Here is a 23,543-nt window from a genome sequence, read left to right on the forward strand (position 1 = left end):
CATTAAAAATGCCTGAGACACATATGATGTCCCAGGCTTGTTTTATTATTTAATTGTCATAATACGCTTACCAGGATCTACTGAATCAACATCATCGAATGTTAATGTTTTATCATCTTGATTTGTAATAATCACTGGTGTGACAACACTTGGCGCATGTTCTTTTAAGTATGCTAAATTAATCTTCATTAATGGTTGACCTTGTGTAACAGGTTCATTGACATCAACTAAACTTTCGAAGCCTTCACCATTCAATTTCACTGTATCGATACCAATATGAATTAATACTTCAATTCCTGTATCAGATTCTAAACCGATGGCATGTTTCGTTGGGAAAATTGTTTTAACTGTACCATCAAATGGTGCTACAATTTCGCCTTTTTCAGGAACAAATCCAATACCGTCACCCATCATTTTTTCCGAGAATACTTTATCTGGAACTTCAGATAATGGAATGATATGACCCGTACCTGGTGCATAGATATCCGTTTCTTTTACCTCTTCCAACTGTACTGGCTCATCTGATGTATCTTCAGTCACAGTGGTTTCACTAGGTTTTGTGATGTCTCCATTCATAATGCGTGCCATATCATGTTTAATTTGATCTGATTTAGGACCAAAAATCGCTTGCATATTATTTCCTACTTCAAGCACCCCTGAAGCACCAAGAGCTTTTAGTCCTTCAACGTCTACTTTAGACTTATCATTGACTTCAACACGTAAACGTGTAATACAAGCATCTAAATGCTTGATATTTTCTTTACCGCCCATTGCATCTAACACATCAAAAGGTAATTTACTTGCAGATGTATTAGCTACAGAGGCTTGTTTATCTTCACGACCTGGCGTTTTAAAGTTGAATTTAACAATTAAGAATCTAAATACAACATAATAAATAACAGCGTAAACTAATCCTACTGGAATCACTAACCACCATGGTGTTTTATTTGGAAGAATACCTAATAAAACAAAATCTATGAATCCTCCAGAGAATGTATATCCTAGATGTAAATGTAGTAGATAAAGTGTTAAAAATGATAATCCATCAAGTACTGCATGAATAAAGAATAATAATGGTGCTACGAATAAGAATGAAAATTCTAACGGTTCAGTAATACCAGTTAAGAATGATGTTAAAGCTGCTGATAACATCAAACCTCCAACTACCTTTTTATTCTCAGGTTTAGCTGTTTGATAAATTGCTAATGCTGCTGCTGGTAATCCAAACATCATAACAGGAAATTCACCTTGCATGAATTTACCTGAAGTTAAATGAACACCTTCACGTATTTGCTCAATAAAAATACGTTGATCTCCTCGAATAATTTCTCCAGCTGCATTTTTCCAAGAACCAAATTCAAACCAGAATGGCGCATGGAAAATATGATGTAAACCAAATGGAATAAGTAATCGTTTAATAAATCCAAATAAGAATACTGCCAATCCAGTATTAGATTCTAACAAACCTGTACTAAATGCATTTAATCCATTTTGAATGAATGGCCAAATCCAAGCCATTGGGAAAGCTAAAATAAACGATGTCGTTGCCATCATAATCGGCACAAAACGTTTACCCGCAAAGAACCCTAAATACGATGGTAAGGAAATATTATAAAATTTGTTATAACACCAAGCTGCTAGAGCCCCTATAATAATCCCACCAAACACTCCAGTTTGAAGTGTAGGTATGCCTAAAACATTTGCGAATCCTTTAGATGGGTCTTCCAATTGTGCTGGCGTAACATTTAAGAATGCTCCCATTGTTTTATTCATAATAATAAATCCGACAAAAGCTGCAATGGCTGCTACACCATCTCCACCTGCTAGTCCTATTGCTACACCGAGTGCAAAAATGATAGGTAAGTTATCAAAAATAATACCACCAGCACCTGTCATCATGTTAGCAATATTTTGAATTACTCCATTTTTAATAAATGGAAGATAATGCTGTAATGCTTCACCTTGAAAAGCTGTTCCAATTGCTAGTAATAATCCAGCTGCAGGCAAGATTGCCACAGGTAACATCAATGCTTTACCAATACGTTGCAATTGTCCAAATAGCTTTTTAAACATTTTGATTCAATCCTTTCAATATATCTTTTTTACGCATTAAAAAAGCATGACCAAATAAGCCCATCATTTATGACAAAAATAATGATAGCTTATCTGCTCATGCCTAATCGAATAGTAACACGCAGTTCTTTTTTAACAATTTAATTATACCTATAATATAAAACGTTTTCAATATCTTTTTTACTAATATTTTACATTTTTTATAATTTAATTATTTATAAAAAAAACACTGACAAAAGCATTACTTTCGTCAGTGTGTCGAATCTATGTCTTATAAGAAACGTTTAGCAGCTACAGAGATTGGTGGTACTTTATCGAAGTCAAATTCTTTGTCTTCTGTGATAGATCTGTAAGCCCATTTACCATAACCATATGCTTCTTCGTTAACGATTTGACCTGGTAATGGCGCAGCGTTTGGATCAACATGTACATCAACAACAGTTGGTACATTTTCATTTAATGCTGCTTCAACAATTTCATCAATACGGTTAGGGTCTTTTAATACATAACCTTTACCACCAGCAGCTTCAGCGAATTTAGCATGATCCATATCAGAGAAGTCGATGGCATATTCTAATTCACCAGCAGCTTGTTGTTCATATTTGATGAATGATAATTGCTTGTTATTTAATACGAAAATTGTCATTGGTAAATCGTATTGAACAGCAGTTGCGAAGTCTTGCATTACCATTTGGAATGCACCGTCACCAGTAATTGCAATTGCTTGACGACCTGGGTAAGCAATATTAGAAGCAAGGGCACCTGGAAGACCGCAACCCATTGTACCTAACCATGCTGAGATAATAAATTTATTATTAACATTTAAGTCTAAGTAACGTGTACCCCAAACAGTTGAAGTACCAACATCGATTGAGTATACAGCGTCATCTTTACTGTAATCATTGATAGCTTTCATTAAGCGTTCTGGACGAATTGGAGCACTTGTATTATTCATGTCTTTTTCCATCCATTTATCCCATACAGCTTTACGTTTTAACGTCTTGTCTAAGAATGAACGACGAGGTACTGGTTTGATTGCTTCAGTTAATTGATGGAATGCTAATTTAACGTCGCCAACAATACCAACATTAATATCGAAACGTTCACCGATTACGTTTGGATTTGTGTCGATTTGAATCGCTTTAATATTTTTCTTAGGTAAGTAATTTGCATAAGGGAAGTTAGTACCAGCCATAATTAATAAATCAGCATCTTGAATAGTTTGGTAAGACGTTTTTGTACCAATTTTACCTAAGTTACCCACACTGTATGGATGTGAATCAGGTAAAACAGTTTTAGCTGGTAATGTATGAATTACAGGGATTTTAGCTGCTTCAATGAAGTCTTGTAATTCAGTTGAAGCATTTTTTGCACCTACACCAACAAGCATAACTGGTTTTTTACTTTTGTTAATTAATTTGGCAGCTTTTTTAATGCTACGATAAGATGGTGTTGGTAACACTGGTCTAGACGTATCTACTGGACGATGTGTAGTGTCTTTAATTTTTTGAGTTAATAGGTCATTTGGACAAATAATAACTGCTACACCATTTTTTTCATATGCAGTACGAATCGCTTCGTTTGTAATTTCAAATAAGTCATCACCTTTTTGAACTTGATGATGGAATACTGCTACGTCGTCAACCATTTTAGAAATGTTAGTTTCTTGGAAGAATTTTGTACCTAATAATGTACTATTCGTTTGACCTGTAATAATAAGTTGAGGTACACGGTCCATTTTAGCGTCATACATACCATTTAATAAGTGAACAACCCCAGGTCCACCAATACTTAAAGCTACACCGATTTTACCTGTTAACTTTGTATATGCTGCAGCTGATAAGCTTGCAACTTCTTCATGACGTACATGATAAAATTTGAAAGTATCTCTAACTGTTCTTAAATTATCTACTACTGCATCAACTGAGTCACCTGGAATACCCCATAAGTGATCAATATCCCAAGCTTGTAATGCTTTAACTAATGCTTCATTTGCTTTAATCTTCGCCATTGATTAAATAGCCCCTTTCCTAAATATACAATTTGTTTCTGTATTCCCTTTAGTAAAACAACTTAATCATAATTGGAATAAGAATTGAACTAATAACTGCTGTTAAAATCATTCCAATTGAGCTAAATGCGCCAGATTCGATGTCGTGTTCTAACGCTTTTGCAGTTCCAAAAGCATGTGATGCATTTCCATATGTTAAACCTCTCGCGATTGATGTTTTAAATTGACCAACCTTAAGTAGCATTGAACCCATCATACTACCTATCAATCCAGTAGTAATGATAAACAGTACTGTAATCGTATCTGTACCTCCAAGTTCTTGAGAGACTTCAATTCCTACAGCAGCTGTAATTGATCTAGGTAGTATAGTTACGATTGTTTCTTCTGAGTAACCTAATAACTTTAACGAACTAAACACTAACACAAAATTCAATATCACGCCAGCCATGACGCTTGAAAAAATGACCCCAATATTTTCTACAATCTTATCTTTATTTTTATAAAGTGGATAAGCAAGACATACAACAGTGGCATTTAATAGATGGTTAATCCATTGACCGCCAATCATGTAATCGTGATAGTTTTGACGTGTTAAAAGTAAAACAATAATTATTCCAAGTGAACCGATTAATGCTGGATTCAATAATGGGTTATTATATTTACGTTGTAATATTTGAGCAAGTTTATACATTACAACAGTTAATAATATCATTAAAACGCCTTTTAATATATCCATTTTTAATGATTTCCTTTCTTAGTATGAGGTTTTTTCTTAGACATTGTTTCAGCAATAAATCCAGAAACAAGTGCCACACAGCTTGTACCAATAATAATCAAGAGGAAGAAAATAATATAACTTGTAGTGATATTAGAAACAATATCCATAATTCCTACAACTGAAGGAATAAAGAAGAAGACCATTGTAGTTAATAAGAAGTCGGCTCCTTTAGAAACCCATTCAACACGAATAATTTTAAAATGTAATAAAATATAAAATAATATCATACCGATAATACTTCCTGCTAATGGTATATGTAGCCATTTTTGTAGCAGTGAACCTATAATACTAATCGCTACCACCAATACGATTTGAAGAATAATCTCTATAATATTTAATGCTTTTTTCAAAACGACTGACCTCCATAAATTTGTCGAATTTGTTACAGCGATTTTTTAGTCTATATTCAAGATTGTAATCTATATTGATAGATTATAAAAATATTGATTTTATATATAACTTATAGTTATTTTCTATGGAACCGTTTTAAAAATAAAAAAATAGTGAAAAAACCTAGGTTAAGGTTTTTCACTATTTGTAAAAAATGAACTGTTTATTTGTTTTCTAATCTTTCAGTCATAAATTGTATCCATTTAGACGTTGCATAACTTAAAAGTTTATTTTTTTTCCAAATTGCTCCAAGTTCCCAGCTCATACCTGAGTCTTCAATTTTTATACTTTTAATCTCATCTTTTAACATCTTGGCAATATGTTCTGGTAAAATACTGACGCCTAATCGTGCTATTACTAAATATTCAATGAAATTCCATTGTGATACATTGGACACTGTATTTGGGATAAAACCAGCATTTTTTGCAGCAGCTATAATTTTATCATTAAGATAAAAGTCCTCATTGAATAATATAAAATCTTCATTTTTCAAGTCAGCCATAGTCACAGATGAACGCTTAGCTAACTGATGTTCTTCACTCACTATAAGTCTTAAATCTTCACTGTATAAAGACACATAATCAAATGTGTTCTCATCTATAGGAATGGTCGTAATGCCAATGTCTATTTGATCGTTAACCAAACGATTTTCAATCGATTTACCCCCACTTTCATTAAGACTATAGGTAACGTTTGGATATAATTTATGAAACTCCGCCAAAATATTAATAAACTGTTGCATATCCATCACCGCTGACATTCCAATATTAATATGACCTGTTTCTAAACCAAGCAAGCCATTAATTTCATTTGGAATATTATCATATAATGCTAAAATCTCTTCACATTTTTTATAAAACACTTTTCCTGCATCTGTAAGAACTAAATAACGCTTTTGTCGATCGAATAAAGGCATGTCTAATTCATTTTCAATATCTTTTATTGCTTTACTTATAGTTGGTTGAGCAATATATAAAGATTTAGAAGCATTCGTCATACCACCTTGATTCACAACTTCCATAAAATATTTCATATGCTTGATATCCAATTGCTCACCTTCTTAAAAAATTCTTTTTTTATTATACATTATTTTTGTAAGAAAAATGTAAATTCATTAGATTTTGAATTCATTCGATAACTTACTCAAATATGTATACTTTATGGAAAAATAATATTTATAAATAAATTATTTTTCATATAAACAAAACTATATTTTCAAATTACAAAAAATGTTATAATCAAAATCGGCTCAAACAAATATGAGGTGATGAATTGAGCTTTTACGAATTTATGCAAAATTTTATAGGCGATGACACACCATTAGGTGAATTGGTAAATTGGATTAATCAAGATAACACTTTTCCTAAAGACGTGAAGAGCCAAAACGAAATATTGCTATATTTTCGAACAAATCCGTGTCTTGAAAACATACCAGTGACTAGTGTTAAAAGAGCATTAGCTGTTTTTAACCAATTCACAGATGTATGATTTCAACAAAATGTAGTTATACATTACATGGAAGTATCATCTCACTAAGGCGCCCTTGTGGCGTCTTTTTTATGCACAAATTTAGCTACAATATATTACGTATATTTCAGAAGTATTACAGTTATTTGTATAATTCATTTCTTATATTGTATTACAACTTTTTAAATAATATTATTATTTTAGATTTTAAATTATTTAATTTTTGAGGAGAACTTAATGAAAATTAAAACATTCATTTTACGTCTAATATTAGCTACGACAATTATTTTTACTGGCACTTATACATATCAAAATGTTGAACATACACATACTTCTAAAGCAGCTGGTTATAATTATTATAATAAATATCAATGTACTTGGTGGGCATATAAACGCCGTGTTCAATTAGGTAAACCTGTTTCAAATCAATGGGGCAATGCAAAAAACTGGTACTATAGAGCTCAACGTGCTGGTTATAGAACAGGACATAAGCCTAAACGCTATGCTATTATGCAATCAACTGCAGGATATTACGGTCATGTGGCCATCGTTGAACGTGTTTACAGTAATGGAAAGATTCTTGTTTCAGAATATAATTATAACCGTCCACTAGCATACAGTACGCGTTATATTAGTGCATCTGCTGCGCGTAATTACAATTACATTTATTAATTGACACAACATAATAAGCCATGAAAGTTTAGTGATGGAATCTCTTCCATTTCTAAATTCTCATGGCTTATTTTTAAGATTGGCGTATTGATTTTAAAATGCGTTCAGCCGCTTCAGTATTCGCTTTAGGTTCTTGTTTGAGTTGCTCAGCAACTTTTGAAATTTCTTCACCTTTAGCGCCTACAACAATCGCTAATGATTTATATTGCAAACTCATATGTCCTTTTTGAATACCTTCTGAAACAAGGGCTCTACAAGCTGAAAAGTTCTGTGCTAAACCTACTGCAGCTACTACATGTCCTAATTCTCTAGCAGACTCAACGTTGAGTAAGTCTAAAGACGCTTTCGCAACTGGTAATACTTTCGTTCCTCCGCCAACAATGGCTAAAGTCATCGGTACTTCAATTGTGCCCACAAGACGTCCTCGGGCTTCATCATATTTCCACGTAGCAATACCTCTATACTGACCATCGCGTGCTGCATAAGCATGCGCACTTGCTTCAGCACCTCGTGTATCATTACCTGTAGCTAGAACAACGGCATGAATTCCATTCATGACTCCTTTGTTATGTGTTGCTGCCCGATGAATATCGACTTGTGCAAGCACTGACGCACGTTCCATTCTCTTAGCTACTTCTTCACCAGAATAATCGCCGCGATTTAAATCATTGATATCAATCTCACCTTCTACCCTTACAACAGAAGACGTTGCATGATTAGATAAGATACTCATTAATATCTCTTGATCTGTTAACTCATTTTTTAGATAGGCTGTCACTGCTTCTAAAATGGTATTAAGCATATTTGCACCCATCGCATCTTTAGTATCAACAAATACTTTAAGAGACAATAACTGTTCATTAGGAAATGCATCTATGTCAATACCACGATAACCACCTCCACGATGGATGATAGAAGGATAGGCTTCATCTGCAATACGTTTAATTTGGTTTTCTTGTTTTTGAATACGTTGTGTTAAGTCTTCTGTATCTTTAACATCATCAAATACGATTTGTCCGATCATCAAGCGTTCACTTTTTATCGTTTTAAATCCTCCAGTTTGGTTAACAAGTTTCGATCCATAACTCGCAGCAGCAACAACTGATGGCTCTTCAACCATCATAGGTACCACATATTCTTTCTCATCTACAATAATTTTAGGTAATAATCCAACTGGTAATGTGCCTTGGCCAATGACATTTTCGATGAGACTGTTTGCCACTTCCTCATCAATAACTGGATTGCTTAATAATGTTTGATAATTCGTTTTATCTAACCACCCGTAGTCTACTAATTGTTTTAATTTATCTTCTCTTGATAAATGACGAAAGTTTTTATCTAAACTTTTCATATTAATGTACTCCCTTTTCAATCATTAAAGCAATACCTAGTCCTCCGCCAATACAAGCTGTTGCGATACCTGTATGTTGATGTTCTTGTTCTAAAGCATTCACAAGTGTTATAACAAGACGTGCACCACTTGCACCAATAGGATGTCCTAGCGCAATGGCACCACCATAAATATTTAAAATGTTATCAGGTATTTTTAAATGATCCTTAACAGGTATACTTTGAGCTGCAAATGCTTCAGTCATTTCTATAATATCAATATCATTAATGTGTTGATGTGTTTTTTCTAATAATTTTTCTACTGCATAAAAAGGTGCATACCCCATGTATTGTGGATCGCAACCTACTTCAGCGTAATCGCCTACTATGCCAAGAATTTCAAATCCATGTTCTTTTGCAAATGTTGCTTCCATTAAAATAAGGGCAGATGATCCATCATTAATACTTGAAGCATTACCACCAGTGACTGTTCCATTCTCTTTAAATATTGTTTTCAAAGTAGATAATTTTTCGACACTACTATTTGGTCTTATACCTTCATCAGAAGTCATCTCATTACCTTCAGCGTCTGTCATTTTTATAATTTCATTATCAAATTTACCTTCTTCAACTGCCTTTGCAGCTTTAGCATGAGAATGGTTAGCAAACTCGTCTTGCATTTCACGTGTTACATGATATTTTTCGGCTATATTTTCTGCTGTGACACCCATTGGAACATAATGGAAAGCATCCGTTAATCCATCATGCATAAAACTTTCTACAGGATCTTCTCCGTCTTTTAAAATAAGTTTAGGTGCATTAGTCATACTTTCAACACCACCAACAGCAACGACTTTAGCTTCCCCTAACTGAATAAGTTGCTTCCCTAAAATAATTGCTTTCAGTCCTGAACCACATACTTCATTAATCGTCATCGCTGGAGTTGTATCAGGAATACCTGATTTAATAGCAATTTGTCGTGCAGAATTTTGTCCTATACCACTTTGTAAGACATTTCCGAAAATAACTTGTTCAATAAGAGCTGGATCGATATCAATTGATTCAATAGCTCCTTTTAAAGCTGTTGTACCTAGTTCAACAGCTGAATAATTTCTCAATTTCCCTTTATATCTGCCAATTGGCGTTCTTTTAGCACTTACAATAGCGATTTGTTTCATTCTTTATCTCCTTGCCTGTAGTATATATATAATTGTATTTTAGTAATTTATTTTGGTAAAATACAGAGTATTGTATTGTTAAAATTAGACTATTCGAAAGGATGACATGCCTGTGAATATAGGTATCGATAAAATCAATTTTTATGTCCCTAAATACTATGTAGACATGGCGAAGCTTGCAGAAGCTCGTCAAGTTGATCCAAACAAATTTTTAATTGGGATTGGACAAACACAAATGGCAGTAAGTCCAGTATCTCAAGATATTGTATCAATGGGAGCCAATGCTGCTAAAGATATTATAACAGAAGATGATAAAAAACATATTGGAATGGTTATCGTTGCTACTGAATCTGCTATCGACAACGCTAAAGCTGCAGCAGTTCAAATTCATCATTTATTAAATATCCAACCTTTTGCACGTTGTTTTGAAATGAAAGAAGCTTGCTATGCAGCTACACCTGCAATTCAACTTGCTAAAGATTATCTTGCAAACCGTCCTAACGAAAAAGTATTGGTCATTGCAAGTGATACAGCACGTTATGGTATCGAGTCAGGCGGTGAACCTACACAAGGTGCTGGTGCAGTGGCAATGTTAATTTCACATCAGCCTCGTATTTTACAATTAAACGATGATGCTGTTGCTTATACAGCAGATGTGTATGATTTCTGGAGACCGACTGGCCATAAATATCCACTTGTTGCAGGCGCATTATCAAAAGATGCATATATTGAATCATTCCAAGAAAGTTGGAAAGAGTATGCACGTCGTGAAGATAAATCATTATCCGATTTTGAATCATTATGTTTCCATGTGCCTTTTACTAAAATGGGCAAAAAAGCATTAGATTCTATCATTAATGATACTGATGAAACGACTCAATCTCGATTAACGTCTGGTTATGAAGATGCTGTATACTATAATCGCTATGTAGGTAATATATATACTGGATCACTTTATTTAAGCTTAATTTCATTACTTGAAAACAGAACTTTAACTCCCGGTCAAACAATTGGATTATTTAGTTATGGTTCTGGGTCTGTGGGAGAATTCTTTAGCGCCACAGTAGTGGAAGGTTTTGAACAACACTTAGATAAAAAAGCACATCAAACTTTATTAAATGAGCGTCAAGAAGTATCTGTAAAAGAATACGAGTCGTTCTTCAGACGTTTTGATGATTTATCTTTCGATCATGAGATTGAAAACGTAGAAAACGATAAAAATATCTTTTATTTAGAAAAGATTGAAGATGATATTAGATATTATCATTCTCCTGAATAATGTATATCACTCAGATATTAAAAAAGGTGGGACGACGAACTCAAAATGAATTCGTCATCCAATCTCCCCAACACATTATAAACGCCTAAGATAACGAATTATGTCTTAGGCGCCTTTTATTTATGGTTTAGTTGTGTATAATGGTCGATATAATTGACTCATATTCACATTTTCAATTTCTAACAATTTAATTTTATTATCAATTGTTCCACCATATCCTGTTAAACTACCATCTTTTCCTACAACGCGATGACAAGGAATAATAATAGAAATTGGATTTTTTCCTACCGCTCCACCTACAGCTTGTGCAGACATTTTTGGTTTGTTTAATAATTGACCGATATGTTTGGCAATCGTTCCGTAAGTAGTAAGCTCTCCATATGGAATCGTATTAAGATAAGCCCATACTTCTTGTTGAAAAGGTGTACCATGAGGTTGTAAAGGAAAATCAATCTCTGGATTATTTCCTAAGAAATAGTCATCAAGCCATCGTTTTACTTTTTTAAAAATATATAATTCATGATTTGTAGGAAAACGTAAATGTGTGTATTGATATAAATATTCTAATTGCGTCACTACTTCTCCGTCTGTAATGATTTCTAAATTACCTACTGGAGATTGATAAAGCATTGAATAAGACATATAGCTTCCTCCTTACTCTATTGTATTGTAATAAAAAATAAGAAGCGAGACTGAATTCATTTGAATTCCTCTTCTCGCTCCCATTAATCCATTCTGACACATTTATTAATAACTTTTTAATACTAAGTTTATTTTAATAACACAATAATTCTTAATTGAAGTTATATAATTCATAACCTTTATCTTTAGCATATTCTAATGCTAAAATTTCTAATATATTGATAAACGCTGGCTCATCTTTCACATTTACATATTGGAATTTTAATCCATAATCTTCAGCTGTGATTGATTTAATATCGTCTTCGCTTACACCTTTTTGTTGAGCTAAGCCTTTTTTAAATTTTGTTGTGCCTACACCAGATTTTAAGTTATATTGTCCCATTTTATTAAATAAGTCTTTCGTAATAGGTTGATAACCTGTTGAATATCCTCCAGTTTGACCTACAAATATTGGTGTTTTTTTATCAAAAATAACATATACACCAAATTTATCTTGAACTTTTTCACGATCTTGTTTACTAAATGATAAAGCATTATTTTTGTCATACTTAAATAATTTTTTAAGTTGCTTTTTATTATCTTCTTTAATTTGATCTAATCTTTTACTACCTTTCATATTATACCATCCTCCAGTATAGAGTATTTTTATCTTTTATCGAATTAACATTGAATCATTCTATAAAGAATACTATTTTTCTATAATTTTTTAATTTTTATTTATAATTCTAATTAATTTCTTTAAATTTTGTATACCCTATTCATCCTAGTTAAAACTTTTCTATATTGTAAATTATTTAATGCTAAACATAAAAAATCATTTCTTTTATTAAATTATAATTTATTAGTTATTCTCTATTTATTTATAGATATTTCTATTCTATAATCATATATTATGTATCTCTATATAAATATTTTATAGTTTACATGTTAGGGGAGAAAGACATGAATGATAAAGATTTAAGAGTGATAAAGACTAAGAAAGCGTTAACGAGTAGTTTATATGCTTTACTAGAAATAGAACCCTTCTCTTCTATTACAGTTCATAAAATTTGTGAAAATGCTGGTATTCATCGTACTACATTTTATAAACACTTTTATGATAAATATGAACTACTCGTCTATTTACTTGAAGTCATTGGAAAAAATTACTTTGCAATTGATATTAAGGAACGTATTAATCGTCCGTTTCAAGTTTTGTCTAATTCATTAAATCGTGAAACATTGTCTAGAATCGAATACATGCAAGAAGAAGATAATGAATACAACAAAGTTAGAAATCAGTTTCTTATAGATATTATCAAAAATGATTTTTATGAAAATATGGATCGGATAGCACTTGAAGAAACCATTCCTAAAAGCTTAGTTTTCTATGTTTTTGGTTCAATTATAGATGGTTTTTTAGAGTGGCAAAAAAATGAGGAGACAACACTTACACCTAAAGAAATGGATGAAATTTTTCATAAATTAGTTAATATTAAAACGATTAATTAATGATCAAACAATCGTTATATCGTTTTAGTAAATAAAACCCGTCGAATTAATTCAACGGGTTTTATTTATTATTAATTATTGTTTTTTATATGATTTAATTTTAATTCATTTAACTCGCTAGATGCATTAATATCACAACTACAATCTGTATCACAACCACCACATTTTCCTTGAGTAGAGCGATTAAAGAATTTATATAATGTATACGCAGCGTAACCAAAAATAGCAACAAAAATGATTACGTTTATTAATAAAGTCATTGTCATCATCCTTATATAAATAGTTTTGTTATTTGATAAAATGCAAATGTTAATATATACGCTGTAAAAATTGGATAAATTAATGCTGTAAGTGTCCATTTCCATGATGTTGTTTCTTTACGAATTGTTGCAACAGTTGAAATACATGGCACATATAATAATATAAAAATCATAAAGGCATAGGCAGATAAAGGTGTGAACTGTTGTTGAATGACATTCACTAAACCACCTTCACTAGAAGAATACAGGATAGCCATAGAACTTACAATGACTTCTTTGGCTAAGAATCCTGGAATTAACGTAGCGCCTGCTTGCCAACTACCAAATCCTAATGGAGCAATGAGATGTCCAAAGAATTCTCCAATACTATGCATGAAGCTTTCATCAATCTGTACATTCACCCCATGAGGACCGATGTAACTCAATGCCCAGATGACTACAGAACCACCAAAAATAAATGTACCTGCTTTTTTAACAAATCCTTTTGCTTTTTCCCAAGTACTTCTCCATAACGTTTTAACTGATGGCACTCTATATGTAGGTAGTTCTACAATAAATACGGAATTCTCACTTTTAAGAATAAACTTGTTAAGTAATGTACTTACAATTAATGCCACTACAATTCCTAATACATATAAACTTAGCACTACAAGAGATTGATACTTTTCAAAAAATACTCCTACAAAAATAGCATATACTGGCAATCGCGCCGAACATGACATGAAAGGTGCAATTAAAATAGTGATGAGTCTTTCTTTTTCATTTTCAATACTCCGTGTTGCCATAATACTAGGTACATTACAACCAAATCCAATAATCATTGGAATAAATGATTTACCACTTAATCCTATTGATTCCATTGTTCTATCCATTAAAACTGCAATTCGTGCCATATATCCTGAATCTTCTAAAAGTGAAATAAAGAAGAATAATACAATAATTTGTGGCACAAATACTAAGACTGAACCTACTCCAGCTACAATACCATCTGTAATCAAATTCTGTAGAAATGGCGCAACATGTATATAATGCATGCCTGCCTTTAACCAGTCTGTGAGCGGTCCGCTAAAGAAAGCATCGAGCTGATCTGATAATGGTGTTCCTATCCAAGTAAAGGTCGTTTGAAAAATCAGCCACATAATGACTAGAAATATTGGAATACCTAAGTATCTATTCATTATTATTTTATCGAGTTTTTCAGTTAAAAATTGCTGTTCTTCATTCGGATATTCAACGACACCATCTAATAGACGATCAATGTATTGATTTCGAATTATTTCAATATGTTGTCGTATTGATATATCTAAGTGTTGACTTAACTTCTCTTTAATAGGTTCAATTTGTTCGGAAATGACTGAAGGTAGTTCTCGTTCAATTTCCGGATTGTCTAATAAATACTGAATTGCTATAAAGCGTAAACGTTTTGAAGGATATTCTGTATGTGCTTGAATGATAGAAGTCATTTGCTTAATCGCATCTTCAGTTTCTTTACCATAACTGATTTTGAAGTTACGTTTTTCTTTTGGATTTAAAAAAGACAATTCATTTAGCAATTCCTCCGTACCTTTTCCTTTACGAGCAACAATGGGAAATACAGGTACTTTCAGTTTTCTCATTAGACCTTCATATTTAATTTTAATACCTCTTTGCGTTGCCACATCTACCATATTTAATCCAATGATAATAGGTTCATTTAATTCCATTAATTGTATTGTAAGTTGAAGGTTTCTCTTTAATTGACTGGCATCAATAATGTTAATCATACCTGTAAATGTATTTTTCATCAGATAGTCTGTGACGACTGTTTCATCTTTAGAAATAGGTGATAAATCATAAATACCCGGTAAATCGATTAAATTGCCAATATCTTTCTTTAATTGTCCAACTTTCTTTTCAACTGTAACGCCACTCCAGTTTCCAATGTATTCATACGAACCGGTTAGTGCATTAAACAATGATGTCTTTCCTACATTTGGATTACCTAATATACAGAAGCTTTCGTGCATAGGCTTACTCCTCTAACATAATTAAACGTGCATCACGTTGACGAATGCTTACACATTGGCCATTAATTTCAACAACACTTGGTCCATTTAACAAGCACTTTTGTTTAATACTGATTTTACTACCTACATTTAAGCCAAAGGCACCTAAACGATATAGCATATTTTTATTTTGAATATCAATTTGTTTAACTACATACTTTTTATCTTTTGATGCAGTGCTTACATTTATCATTCCAGTCACACTTTCTATTTGTAATTAATAATCATTCTCAACACTTAAATTATAACCTTTTTCACTTACTTTTACAATCATTTATTTATTCATTTTTCATAAATTTTATATACGATTCATACATTGTTTAGAGTATTTATTTTCTTATTTAGACTATAAAAAAAGCTATGGAAAATCGAACGAATTCGACTTTCCACAGCACCTACCACTTAGTTATGTTAGAACATCTCTGATACGACTTTTTGTTCTAAGAAGTTTAATAAATAGTCAGGACTGCCTGTTTTAGCGTCTGTACCTGACATTTTGAAACCACCAAATGGGTGGTAACCTACAACAGCTGCAGTACATCCACGATTTAGATATAAGTTACCTACATCAAATTCATTTACAGCTTGAATCCAATGTTCACGATTGTTTGTGATGACCGCTCCTGTTAAGCCATAATCTGTATCATTTGCAATATCAATGGCTTCATTAAAGTTATCGAATTTGGTGAAGCCAACTACAGGGCCAAAGATTTCTTCTTGCATCACTTGATCAGAAGATGTTAATCCTGAAATGATTGTTGGATGGATAAAGTAACCTGTTGAATCATCCACTTCTCCACCAATTTCAATTTTTCCTTCTTTACTACCAATTTCAATATATTTTTTAATTTTATCGAATTGTTTTTTATTAATAACAGGACCCATAAATGTATTATTGACAGTATTACCTATTGTTAAATCTTTTGTTAACTCAATTGCTTTTTCTAAGACTTCATCATAAACAGCACTATGCACAATGGCACGTGAACATGCTGAACACTTTTGACCGGAGAATCCGAACGCTGACGTTACAATAGAGTGTGCAGCTAAGTCTGTATCTACACCTTCATCTACTACAATCGCGTCTTTACCACCCATTTCAGCAATCACACGTTTTAAGAAAGTTTGACCTTCTTGCACAACTGCACTACGCTCGTAAATGCGTGTTCCTGTTGCACGAGACCCTGTGAATGTCACAAAATGTGTATGCACAGAATCAACTAAGTAGTCACCAATGTCTTTAGGATCACCAGGCACAAAGTTTACCACACCTTTAGGTAAGCCTGCTTCTTCTAAAATTTCAATCAGTTTATATGCAGTAAGCACTGTGTCTTCAGCAGGTTTCAATAACACTGTATTACCTGCAACCACTGGTGCTAATGTTGTACCTGCCATAATTGCAAATGGGAAGTTCCAGGGTGGAATGGTTACACCTGTACCAATCGGTTTATAGAAATATTGATTGTGTTCACCTTCACGATCTAAGACCGGTTTACCATCTGCAAGTTCCATCATTGAACGAGCATAATATTCTATAAAGTCAATACCTTCAGCCGCATCTCCAACTGCTTCATCCCAAGGTTTACCCGCTTCATACACCATGACTGCTGCAATTTCTTCTTTACGACGACGAATTATTGCTGCGACACGAAGCATTAATTCAGCACGATCTTTGTGTGACCATTTACGCCATGCGTCATAAGCTTTGTTTGAAGATTCAAATGCGTTATCGACATCGTCTTTTGTCGCTTTTGACACTTTAGCTACTAATTCAGATGTATTCGCTGGATTAATTGAATCGAATGTATCATCTTTAATGATATGTTCACCATCAATGACAATAGGAAGCGTTTTACCTAAACTATGTTTTACTTTTTCTAACGTTTTTTGAAATCTTTCAACATTTTCTTGTACAGAAAAATCAATACCAGGTTCATTTTTGAAAGGTACTACCATACTTCATTACCCCCTATATGTTTTTAAGTATTTAAATTCATTCTCTAACCCTTTGTTTCTTAATCATGATATTTTCTATCATTAACTTCATTTTACTATGCTTACTCCTTCATTTGCAACCGCTTACAAAATTGTTTGTTTGACCTTTTATTCAAATACTAATGTAGCCCTATCAATACACTCTATTATATAAATAATTTATAATTTAAATAAAATAAAGTATAATAATCACAACACAATTAACCGACATCTAGAAAAGGAAGTATATATATGAAAGCACTTATCACTGGTGGAGCAGGCTTTATTGGCTCCCATGTAGCAGAATATTTTATGAAACATGACACAGAAGTACATGTTATTGACAATTTAAGTTCCGGTTTTTTAAAGAATATACCTTTTGTGAACAATGAACATATTTATATTAAAGACATCACCGATTTTGAATTTGTAACACAGTTAATACAAAAAGAACAATTTGATTTTGTCATTCATTTAGCTGCTATGGTGAGTGTAGTAGAAACTATCGAAAAGCCAGAATTATCCAATCGTATTAATATAGATGCTACTGTCAATATATTAGAAGCAATTCGAACATATAATCCAAATATTAAAAAAGTCATATTTGCTTCTTCTGCAGCTATTTATGGTCATCTACCCGATTTACCTAAATCCGTAGAACAATCTAAACCATTTCCATTATCTCCATATGCTATTCAAAAGTACGCTGGAGAACAATATGCTAAGATTTATAATCATTTATATCAAATTCCTTGTACTTGTCTAAGGTTCTTTAATATTTACGGTCCTAGACAAAATCCAACATCTGATTATTCAGGAGTCATTTCTATTATGAATACTAAGTTTTTAAATCATTCAACCTTTACATTTTATGGAGATGGTGAACAAACACGTGATTTTGTTTATATCGATGATTTAATCAATGCTATATCAATTGTTCTTAATACTACTCTAACGGATGGTTTTATCTATAATGTAGGCACAGGAACACAAACAAATTTGAAAGCTGTTTTTAAATCGTTTGAAAATGGCTTTGATTATCATATACCTTATCAATTTGAAGCTCCACGTCTTGGAGATATTAAACATTCTTGTGCTGACATTACCCCACTTAAATCATTAGGTTACAAACCTAAATATAGTATTGAAGAAGGTATTACAGCTTATTTGACTTATAATAAACATAACAACATCACTATTTAATAGAAAAACGGTTAGCTTTTATTAATATGCTAACCGTTTTTTACTATTTGAGTAGTTTATAAAATTCTTTAAGTGCTAATTGATTATATTCTTGTGCGTTAAACACTTCATATTGAGATGGTTGTTTTTGAATACACTGTTCTAATGCGACGGTGATATCATCAACATCATGACTCACAAGAGTACCATATTTACCATTACCGAGTACATAGCGGTTTGCTATAATATCTGACGCGATAATATTAACTTTTAAAGTTAATGCTTCAAGTAATACCATTGATTGTCCTTCATAATGAGACGTTAAGCAGAAGACGTCTGCTTGTTTCATGATATAGTATGGATTCTTCCTTTGACCTAATAAAAAGACATGTTTTTCTAATTTCAACCTTTTTATTTGTTGTTCTAATTGAACACGGATAGGACCTTCCCCCATAATATATAACTTTGTATGCGGATGACTGACATGTACTTTACTAAATGCATCAATAAGTAAGTCGAAGCCTTTTTCAGGTGATAATCGTCCTGCAGTTACAATTTTGAAATCGTCTTCCTTAAATGGTACTGAACTTATATCTCCATTATTGATGCGTACGAGTACGGATTGGTGTTGTTTTTCAAATTTTTCAGAGTCATCTAATTTTAATTGATTGATTTTATTCAAATTAATCGTATTTCTGGAAGTGACAAATTTCTTATTCAATGATTTATCATTCATCTTCTGTTTATTTTGATCTTTAGAAGCATCGGATACACATACTAATTGATCAAATTGACTATACAGCGAGAGTACACCTTTTAAATTTTGATAATGTATTTTAACACCGTTAACTTTTCTTTTCATATCTGCTTTAATATCACTATGTAAATAAATCAATTTACGTTTTACTTTTGTTGCTAAAATTAAATTAGCCCAAAACATAGAATACCCACTAAAATCAATCGCATAGTCGAATTGGCTATGACCTAATACTTTTCGCATTTCTCTTTCGTATACTTTCTTCGGATATATCAAATGCTCTAACGTACTTTTTAATCCTCTCTGTCTTACGAAATCGATCCTATACGTTTCTTTCAATGATGCTGCTAATGGAGGTACTCTCAAAATAATTCTAACGTTCTTATTAATACTATTTAAGTTATTTAAAACTTCAAGATTTTTACTTTTATTAGTAAACAATGTAATGTCATATGTTTCATAATCGACATTTTCTAATAAATTAATGATAGACGTTGTAATACCATTATTTTTCATACCACCAGGATAAATTAACACTCTTTTCTTAGCACAGATCTTACGTTTAGGACGCTTACGTTTACCCTCAAATAGTATGTTAATAAGTGTTTCAGTAACAGTTCCATCATCTAGATAGGTATATTGACGTTTAAAATATTGATATTTTTTCTTCACTGAATCTTCATCATATACTTTTTGCTTAATCGCTGTAATCACATCTTCAATATGATGAGCGACAGGACCAGGTAGGTCACGATTAGCAATATACATACCTCGTGATGATTGATATTCATCCAAATCTGGAGTATAGAAGACAATCGGTTTATTGGTTACTAAATAGTCAAAGAAGATACTTGAATAATCTGTAATCATTAAATCAACGATCGCTAATATTTCATTGGTATCAAAATAATCAGGAATTAAATAAGGTTTTAAACGTTTTATTTTAAGCGCGTCTTTATATAAATAAGGATGTACTTTGACTAATACTTGATAATCTAGATGATGTTTAAGTTTTTCAACTTCTTCAACGATATGATTTAAACTTGCCTCTGGTGCATTGACATCCTCGCCTCTCCAAGTTGGACAATACAATAAAATACTTTGTTCTTTACTAATATGAAGATAATGATTCAACTCGCTAATCATGTCTTGTCGATTTGAATTTAAAGTTAAATCGATTCTAGGATATCCAATTTCCAAAAATTCTCCACCATAAATATTTTCAAGTCTAAAGGCTCGTTTAAAAATCGTCGTCGTATGGTGATTAGGACTAATTAAGTAATCGCTGCTTAAAAAGTTTTTAATAATATTTTGAGAACCATATAGACTATTTTCAATGTCTAATCCCATATATTTTAAAGGTGTCCCATGCCATGTATTGATATAGATTTGCTTTGGCTTTTTAATGAAATAGGATGGAAAAGTAGAATTATTAATTAAATACTTACTCTCCGTTAATGCTTTCAAATATTCTCTTGATTCTTTAATAACAAACTCTACATTTTTATAGTGCTTAAATCTTGCTTTATAAAATAGCAATGTTTCGTTATGATCTACTACCCATATGTGTTTATATTTACGATAACGAGGTTGCTGAATTAAACTTTTAAATATTGCATATGGACTATCTGTGATACTTTTTCCATCTCTCACTTGATATAATATCTGATATTCCTTAACATTATTCTTTTTATAATATTTAGCGTAAGTCATTACTTTACTTGTATAAGCAGATTTATTTTTTCTTTGTATTGGCGTAAATAAAAAATTCAATTTACGTCTTAATTGATTTGTAAGACATGTCTTAAGTGTCATATTCATTATCCTTTCTAAGTTGCTTTTATTTCTCTTAAGTTGTTTCATTAAAATGAATTGAACGATTTCAATGATGCACATATAGTAATACACACATTCAGCACTCTACAATTATATCATTTAATTATATTATATAATAAATATTTAATTTCAATACACATTGTTATTTTATATAAAAAATCAACCTTTAAGTATACGTGTTCCTACTTAAAGGTTGGTTACTATATTATTCAAAATGATTAGGCATATTTATTGTTTCATTTTGGTCAATCTTTCTTATCACTTTTGCTGGCACTCCAGCAGCTAAACTATTCGGTGGAATATTGTTTGTTACAACACTACCTGCTGCAATAACTGAGCCATCACCAATTGAAACGCCTGGCGTAACTGTCACACTCGCACCAAACCAAATATTACTTCCTATATGAATAGGTTTTGCCAATTCCCATCCTTTATTACGATCTTGATAATTGAGTGGATGATGTGCTGTATATAGTCCACATGATGGTCCTATAAAGACGTTATCGCCAATCGTAATGCCACCACCATCCATTAAATAACTATTGCTATTGATAAACACGTTTTCTCCAACTTTTATATTCCAACCATAATCTGTGTCAAATGGACTGCTGATTGAAAGTTGTTTCGCTTCATAGCCAAGTAATTCTTTTAAAATCGCTTGTCGTTTTTCTCTATCACTAGGTCGCGTATGATTATATTCAAAGCATAAGTCTTTAGCACGCTGTCTGTCCATTCTTAATTCCTCATCAAAATTTGCATCATACCATTCGTGTGCTAACATTTTTTCTTTTTCAGTCATTATCTTTTCCTCTTTTCTTTTTATAAATATAAAAAGTATTCTCCCTACGCTATACGTAGACAGAATACTTTATTATCTTCATAAGTACTACATACTAAGACGTAATATAGTCGCCACCATTAACATGGATAATTTGACCTGTAATATAAGAACTATCTGCATAACTTGCTAAGAATACATAAGCTGGCGCAAGTTCAGCAGGTTGACCACGTCGACCCATTGGTGTATCTCCACCTTGATTTTCTACCTTATCTTCATCAAATGTTGATGGAATTAATGGAGTATAAATTGGACCTGGCGCTACACCATTAACACGAATTCCTTTTTCCATCAATGATGTTGCAATAGAACGTGTGAACGACACAATAGCACCTTTCGTTGCTGAGTAATCAATAAGATGACCAGAACCACGATAAGCCGTTACACTTGTTGTATTAACAATTGCATCACCTTTACTTAAATGAGGTACTGCAGCTTGTGTTAAGAAAAACATCCCAAAAATATTTGTTTTAAATGTTTCATTGAAATGTTCTGGTTTAATATCTAAAAAGTCTTCATTAGGAAATTGCACGCCGCCATTATTTACTAATATATTGAGACCACCAAAATCGTTAACAACATTTTCAATAAGTTCTTTTGATTGATCAGCATCTTTTAAATCATGAGAATATGCTTTTGCTTTAACGCCGATTTCTTTTAAACGATTGACAGTATCTTCAGCATCTTCATGTTCATTATAATAACCAATAGCTACATCAGCGCCTTCTTTGGCATATAAAATCGCTACTGAACGACCAATACCGGAGTCACCACCAGTAATTAATGCGACTTTTCCTTTTAGTTTACCGCCTGCTTTGTATTCTTCCATTTCAGCAATAGGTCTAGGATCCATGTCTTTTTCAGAACCTGGTTGTTTTTCTTGTGTATAACCTTTAATTTTTTTATGAAAATCTAATAAGTCCATACATCTTCACTCCTTCTTTATTTACTTAACCGTTCCCATTTCTTTAATTTTTAAAACAAAATGATTACACTTACTACTTTTGAATGATATAAAGTCCATACTACAGATGCATGAAATTTTAACATAGAATCTTTATAATATAATTAATCTAAAAATGACTCATATAGAGATAAAAAAGGAGTGTTACAATATGAAAGGCATTCTAAAGGGTATCATTACTATTCTTATCATTTTAGGGCTTGTAAAAACAGTTCAAGATCATGATTTAATGAATGAAGCTAACCAATACTATAATGAAGCTAAAAGTGGTGAACTTATACAATCTATCACTCACCCAAATTTCAATAATTTTAAAGATTTAGATTTAAGTCATTTTAAACCATCTGATTTCTTTTAATATTCATAGCTATCATGAA

Annotated in this window: 22 protein-coding genes; 6 read left to right on the forward strand and 16 right to left on the reverse strand. The window is 32.1% G+C overall.

Annotation, left to right across the window (positions count from 1 at the left end; all coding sequences use genetic code 11):
* Window positions 1-45: 45 nt before the first annotated feature.
* The 5 genes from ptsG to HMPREF2561_RS00455 form a co-directional block, all read right to left on the reverse strand.
* Window positions 46-2,073, reverse strand: a complete 2,028-nt coding sequence (ptsG, locus tag HMPREF2561_RS00435; protein ID WP_017175068.1) for a glucose-specific PTS transporter subunit IIBC — start codon at window positions 2,071-2,073, stop codon at window positions 46-48.
* 271 nt (window positions 2,074-2,344) lie between these two features.
* Entirely contained in the window at window positions 2,345-4,084 is a 1,740-nt protein-coding gene (locus HMPREF2561_RS00440) for a pyruvate oxidase (RefSeq protein WP_017175069.1), read from the reverse strand.
* A gap of 49 nt (window positions 4,085-4,133) precedes the next feature.
* A complete protein-coding gene (locus HMPREF2561_RS00445; protein WP_002449420.1) occupies window positions 4,134-4,820 on the reverse strand; it encodes an LrgB family protein in 687 nt (228 codons plus the stop codon).
* 2 nt (window positions 4,821-4,822) lie between these two features.
* Window positions 4,823-5,212, reverse strand: coding sequence for a CidA/LrgA family protein (locus HMPREF2561_RS00450; protein ID WP_002449529.1), 390 nt, complete (start codon window positions 5,210-5,212; stop codon window positions 4,823-4,825).
* 203 nt (window positions 5,213-5,415) lie between these two features.
* Window positions 5,416-6,300 (reverse strand): cidABC operon transcriptional activator CidR, encoded by an 885-nt coding sequence (locus HMPREF2561_RS00455; protein ID WP_069723741.1) that lies wholly within the window; start codon window positions 6,298-6,300, stop codon window positions 5,416-5,418.
* 224 nt (window positions 6,301-6,524) lie between these two features.
* Here HMPREF2561_RS00455 and HMPREF2561_RS00460 point away from each other — a divergent pair, with 224 nt between their 5' ends.
* Window positions 6,525-6,740, forward strand: coding sequence for a sterile alpha motif-like domain-containing protein (locus HMPREF2561_RS00460; protein WP_002454831.1), 216 nt, complete (start codon window positions 6,525-6,527; stop codon window positions 6,738-6,740).
* Window positions 6,741-6,956: 216 nt separating this feature from the next.
* The gene (locus tag HMPREF2561_RS00465) at window positions 6,957-7,391 is read left to right on the forward strand and encodes a CHAP domain-containing protein (protein WP_048762252.1); all 435 of its coding nucleotides are present in this window, start codon (window positions 6,957-6,959) and stop codon (window positions 7,389-7,391) included.
* 73 nt (window positions 7,392-7,464) lie between these two features.
* Here the strand turns inward: HMPREF2561_RS00465 and HMPREF2561_RS00470 are convergent, their stop codons facing one another.
* Window positions 7,465-8,742 carry a hydroxymethylglutaryl-CoA reductase, degradative gene (locus HMPREF2561_RS00470; RefSeq protein ID WP_019835141.1) on the reverse strand — a complete coding sequence of 426 codons (1,278 nt, stop codon included), beginning with the start codon at window positions 8,740-8,742 and terminating at the stop codon, window positions 7,465-7,467.
* A 1-nt stretch (window position 8,743) separates the two neighbouring features.
* A complete protein-coding gene (locus HMPREF2561_RS00475) occupies window positions 8,744-9,898 on the reverse strand; it encodes a thiolase family protein (protein ID WP_049419629.1) in 1,155 nt (384 codons plus the stop codon).
* A gap of 112 nt (window positions 9,899-10,010) precedes the next feature.
* Between HMPREF2561_RS00475 and HMPREF2561_RS00480 the strand changes: the two genes are divergently transcribed.
* Window positions 10,011-11,177 carry a hydroxymethylglutaryl-CoA synthase gene (locus HMPREF2561_RS00480; protein WP_049382425.1) on the forward strand — a complete coding sequence of 389 codons (1,167 nt, stop codon included), beginning with the start codon at window positions 10,011-10,013 and terminating at the stop codon, window positions 11,175-11,177.
* Between the two features lie 120 nt (window positions 11,178-11,297).
* Here the strand turns inward: HMPREF2561_RS00480 and HMPREF2561_RS00485 are convergent, their stop codons facing one another.
* Window positions 11,298-11,819: a methylated-DNA--[protein]-cysteine S-methyltransferase gene (locus HMPREF2561_RS00485; protein ID WP_017175076.1), complete on the reverse strand. Its 522-nt coding sequence runs from the start codon at window positions 11,817-11,819 to the stop codon at window positions 11,298-11,300.
* A gap of 151 nt (window positions 11,820-11,970) precedes the next feature.
* Window positions 11,971-12,435, reverse strand: coding sequence for a hypothetical protein (locus tag HMPREF2561_RS00490; RefSeq protein ID WP_017175077.1), 465 nt, complete (start codon window positions 12,433-12,435; stop codon window positions 11,971-11,973).
* 326 nt (window positions 12,436-12,761) lie between these two features.
* Here HMPREF2561_RS00490 and HMPREF2561_RS00495 point away from each other — a divergent pair, with 326 nt between their 5' ends.
* Window positions 12,762-13,310, forward strand: a complete 549-nt coding sequence (locus HMPREF2561_RS00495; protein WP_017175078.1) for a TetR/AcrR family transcriptional regulator — start codon at window positions 12,762-12,764, stop codon at window positions 13,308-13,310.
* Between the two features lie 71 nt (window positions 13,311-13,381).
* On the opposite strand, the gene HMPREF2561_RS00500 is transcribed toward HMPREF2561_RS00495, so the two are convergent.
* The 4 genes from HMPREF2561_RS00500 to pruA form a co-directional block, all read right to left on the reverse strand.
* The gene (locus HMPREF2561_RS00500) at window positions 13,382-13,570 is read right to left on the reverse strand and encodes a FeoB-associated Cys-rich membrane protein (RefSeq protein ID WP_017175079.1); all 189 of its coding nucleotides are present in this window, start codon (window positions 13,568-13,570) and stop codon (window positions 13,382-13,384) included.
* An 11-nt stretch (window positions 13,571-13,581) separates the two neighbouring features.
* On the reverse strand, window positions 13,582-15,576 hold the full coding sequence (feoB, locus tag HMPREF2561_RS00505) for a ferrous iron transport protein B (protein WP_049419630.1): 1,995 nt from the start codon (window positions 15,574-15,576) through the stop codon (window positions 13,582-13,584).
* A 4-nt stretch (window positions 15,577-15,580) separates the two neighbouring features.
* On the reverse strand, window positions 15,581-15,808 hold the full coding sequence (locus HMPREF2561_RS00510) for a FeoA family protein (RefSeq protein ID WP_002449375.1): 228 nt from the start codon (window positions 15,806-15,808) through the stop codon (window positions 15,581-15,583).
* 218 nt (window positions 15,809-16,026) lie between these two features.
* The gene (gene pruA / locus HMPREF2561_RS00515) at window positions 16,027-17,571 is read right to left on the reverse strand and encodes an L-glutamate gamma-semialdehyde dehydrogenase (protein WP_017175081.1); all 1,545 of its coding nucleotides are present in this window, start codon (window positions 17,569-17,571) and stop codon (window positions 16,027-16,029) included.
* Window positions 17,572-17,841: 270 nt separating this feature from the next.
* Between pruA and HMPREF2561_RS00520 the strand changes: the two genes are divergently transcribed.
* Window positions 17,842-18,792 carry an NAD-dependent epimerase/dehydratase family protein gene (locus HMPREF2561_RS00520; protein WP_048681963.1) on the forward strand — a complete coding sequence of 317 codons (951 nt, stop codon included), beginning with the start codon at window positions 17,842-17,844 and terminating at the stop codon, window positions 18,790-18,792.
* Window positions 18,793-18,835: 43 nt separating this feature from the next.
* On the opposite strand, the gene HMPREF2561_RS00525 is transcribed toward HMPREF2561_RS00520, so the two are convergent.
* The 3 genes from HMPREF2561_RS00525 to HMPREF2561_RS00535 form a co-directional block, all read right to left on the reverse strand.
* Window positions 18,836-21,343 (reverse strand): glycosyltransferase, encoded by a 2,508-nt coding sequence (locus tag HMPREF2561_RS00525; protein WP_069723740.1) that lies wholly within the window; start codon window positions 21,341-21,343, stop codon window positions 18,836-18,838.
* Window positions 21,344-21,569: 226 nt separating this feature from the next.
* Window positions 21,570-22,163 carry a sugar O-acetyltransferase gene (locus tag HMPREF2561_RS00530; protein ID WP_049419632.1) on the reverse strand — a complete coding sequence of 198 codons (594 nt, stop codon included), beginning with the start codon at window positions 22,161-22,163 and terminating at the stop codon, window positions 21,570-21,572.
* 94 nt (window positions 22,164-22,257) lie between these two features.
* On the reverse strand, window positions 22,258-23,127 hold the full coding sequence (locus HMPREF2561_RS00535; protein WP_019835151.1) for an SDR family oxidoreductase: 870 nt from the start codon (window positions 23,125-23,127) through the stop codon (window positions 22,258-22,260).
* A 190-nt stretch (window positions 23,128-23,317) separates the two neighbouring features.
* Between HMPREF2561_RS00535 and HMPREF2561_RS00540 the strand changes: the two genes are divergently transcribed.
* Window positions 23,318-23,524, forward strand: coding sequence for a hypothetical protein (locus HMPREF2561_RS00540; RefSeq protein WP_017175086.1), 207 nt, complete (start codon window positions 23,318-23,320; stop codon window positions 23,522-23,524).
* The last annotated feature ends 19 nt before the right edge of the window (window positions 23,525-23,543 follow it).

The sequence above is a fragment of the Staphylococcus sp. HMSC069E10 genome (assembly GCF_001809205.1).
GTDB classification, from domain to species: domain Bacteria; phylum Bacillota; class Bacilli; order Staphylococcales; family Staphylococcaceae; genus Staphylococcus; species Staphylococcus hominis.

Coding starts and splice junctions, on each gene's coding strand:
- ptsG (WP_017175068.1), bottom strand. CDS start 2,073: ATGTTTAAAAAGCTATTTGGACAATTGCAACGTATTGGTAAAGCATTG.
- HMPREF2561_RS00440 (WP_017175069.1), bottom strand. CDS start 4,084: ATGGCGAAGATTAAAGCAAATGAAGCATTAGTTAAAGCATTACAAGCT.
- HMPREF2561_RS00445 (WP_002449420.1), bottom strand. CDS start 4,820: ATGGATATATTAAAAGGCGTTTTAATGATATTATTAACTGTTGTAATG.
- HMPREF2561_RS00465 (WP_048762252.1), top strand. CDS start 6,957: ATGAAAATTAAAACATTCATTTTACGTCTAATATTAGCTACGACAATT.
- HMPREF2561_RS00470 (WP_019835141.1), bottom strand. CDS start 8,742: ATGAAAAGTTTAGATAAAAACTTTCGTCATTTATCAAGAGAAGATAAA.
- HMPREF2561_RS00475 (WP_049419629.1), bottom strand. CDS start 9,898: ATGAAACAAATCGCTATTGTAAGTGCTAAAAGAACGCCAATTGGCAGA.
- HMPREF2561_RS00485 (WP_017175076.1), bottom strand. CDS start 11,819: ATGTCTTATTCAATGCTTTATCAATCTCCAGTAGGTAATTTAGAAATC.
- HMPREF2561_RS00490 (WP_017175077.1), bottom strand. CDS start 12,435: ATGAAAGGTAGTAAAAGATTAGATCAAATTAAAGAAGATAATAAAAAG.
- HMPREF2561_RS00495 (WP_017175078.1), top strand. CDS start 12,762: ATGAATGATAAAGATTTAAGAGTGATAAAGACTAAGAAAGCGTTAACG.
- HMPREF2561_RS00500 (WP_017175079.1), bottom strand. CDS start 13,570: ATGACTTTATTAATAAACGTAATCATTTTTGTTGCTATTTTTGGTTAC.
- feoB (WP_049419630.1), bottom strand. CDS start 15,576: ATGCACGAAAGCTTCTGTATATTAGGTAATCCAAATGTAGGAAAGACA.
- HMPREF2561_RS00510 (WP_002449375.1), bottom strand. CDS start 15,808: ATGATAAATGTAAGCACTGCATCAAAAGATAAAAAGTATGTAGTTAAA.
- pruA (WP_017175081.1), bottom strand. CDS start 17,571: ATGGTAGTACCTTTCAAAAATGAACCTGGTATTGATTTTTCTGTACAA.
- HMPREF2561_RS00520 (WP_048681963.1), top strand. CDS start 17,842: ATGAAAGCACTTATCACTGGTGGAGCAGGCTTTATTGGCTCCCATGTA.
- HMPREF2561_RS00525 (WP_069723740.1), bottom strand. CDS start 21,343: ATGACACTTAAGACATGTCTTACAAATCAATTAAGACGTAAATTGAAT.
- HMPREF2561_RS00530 (WP_049419632.1), bottom strand. CDS start 22,163: ATGACTGAAAAAGAAAAAATGTTAGCACACGAATGGTATGATGCAAAT.
- HMPREF2561_RS00535 (WP_019835151.1), bottom strand. CDS start 23,127: ATGGACTTATTAGATTTTCATAAAAAAATTAAAGGTTATACACAAGAA.
- HMPREF2561_RS00540 (WP_017175086.1), top strand. CDS start 23,318: ATGAAAGGCATTCTAAAGGGTATCATTACTATTCTTATCATTTTAGGG.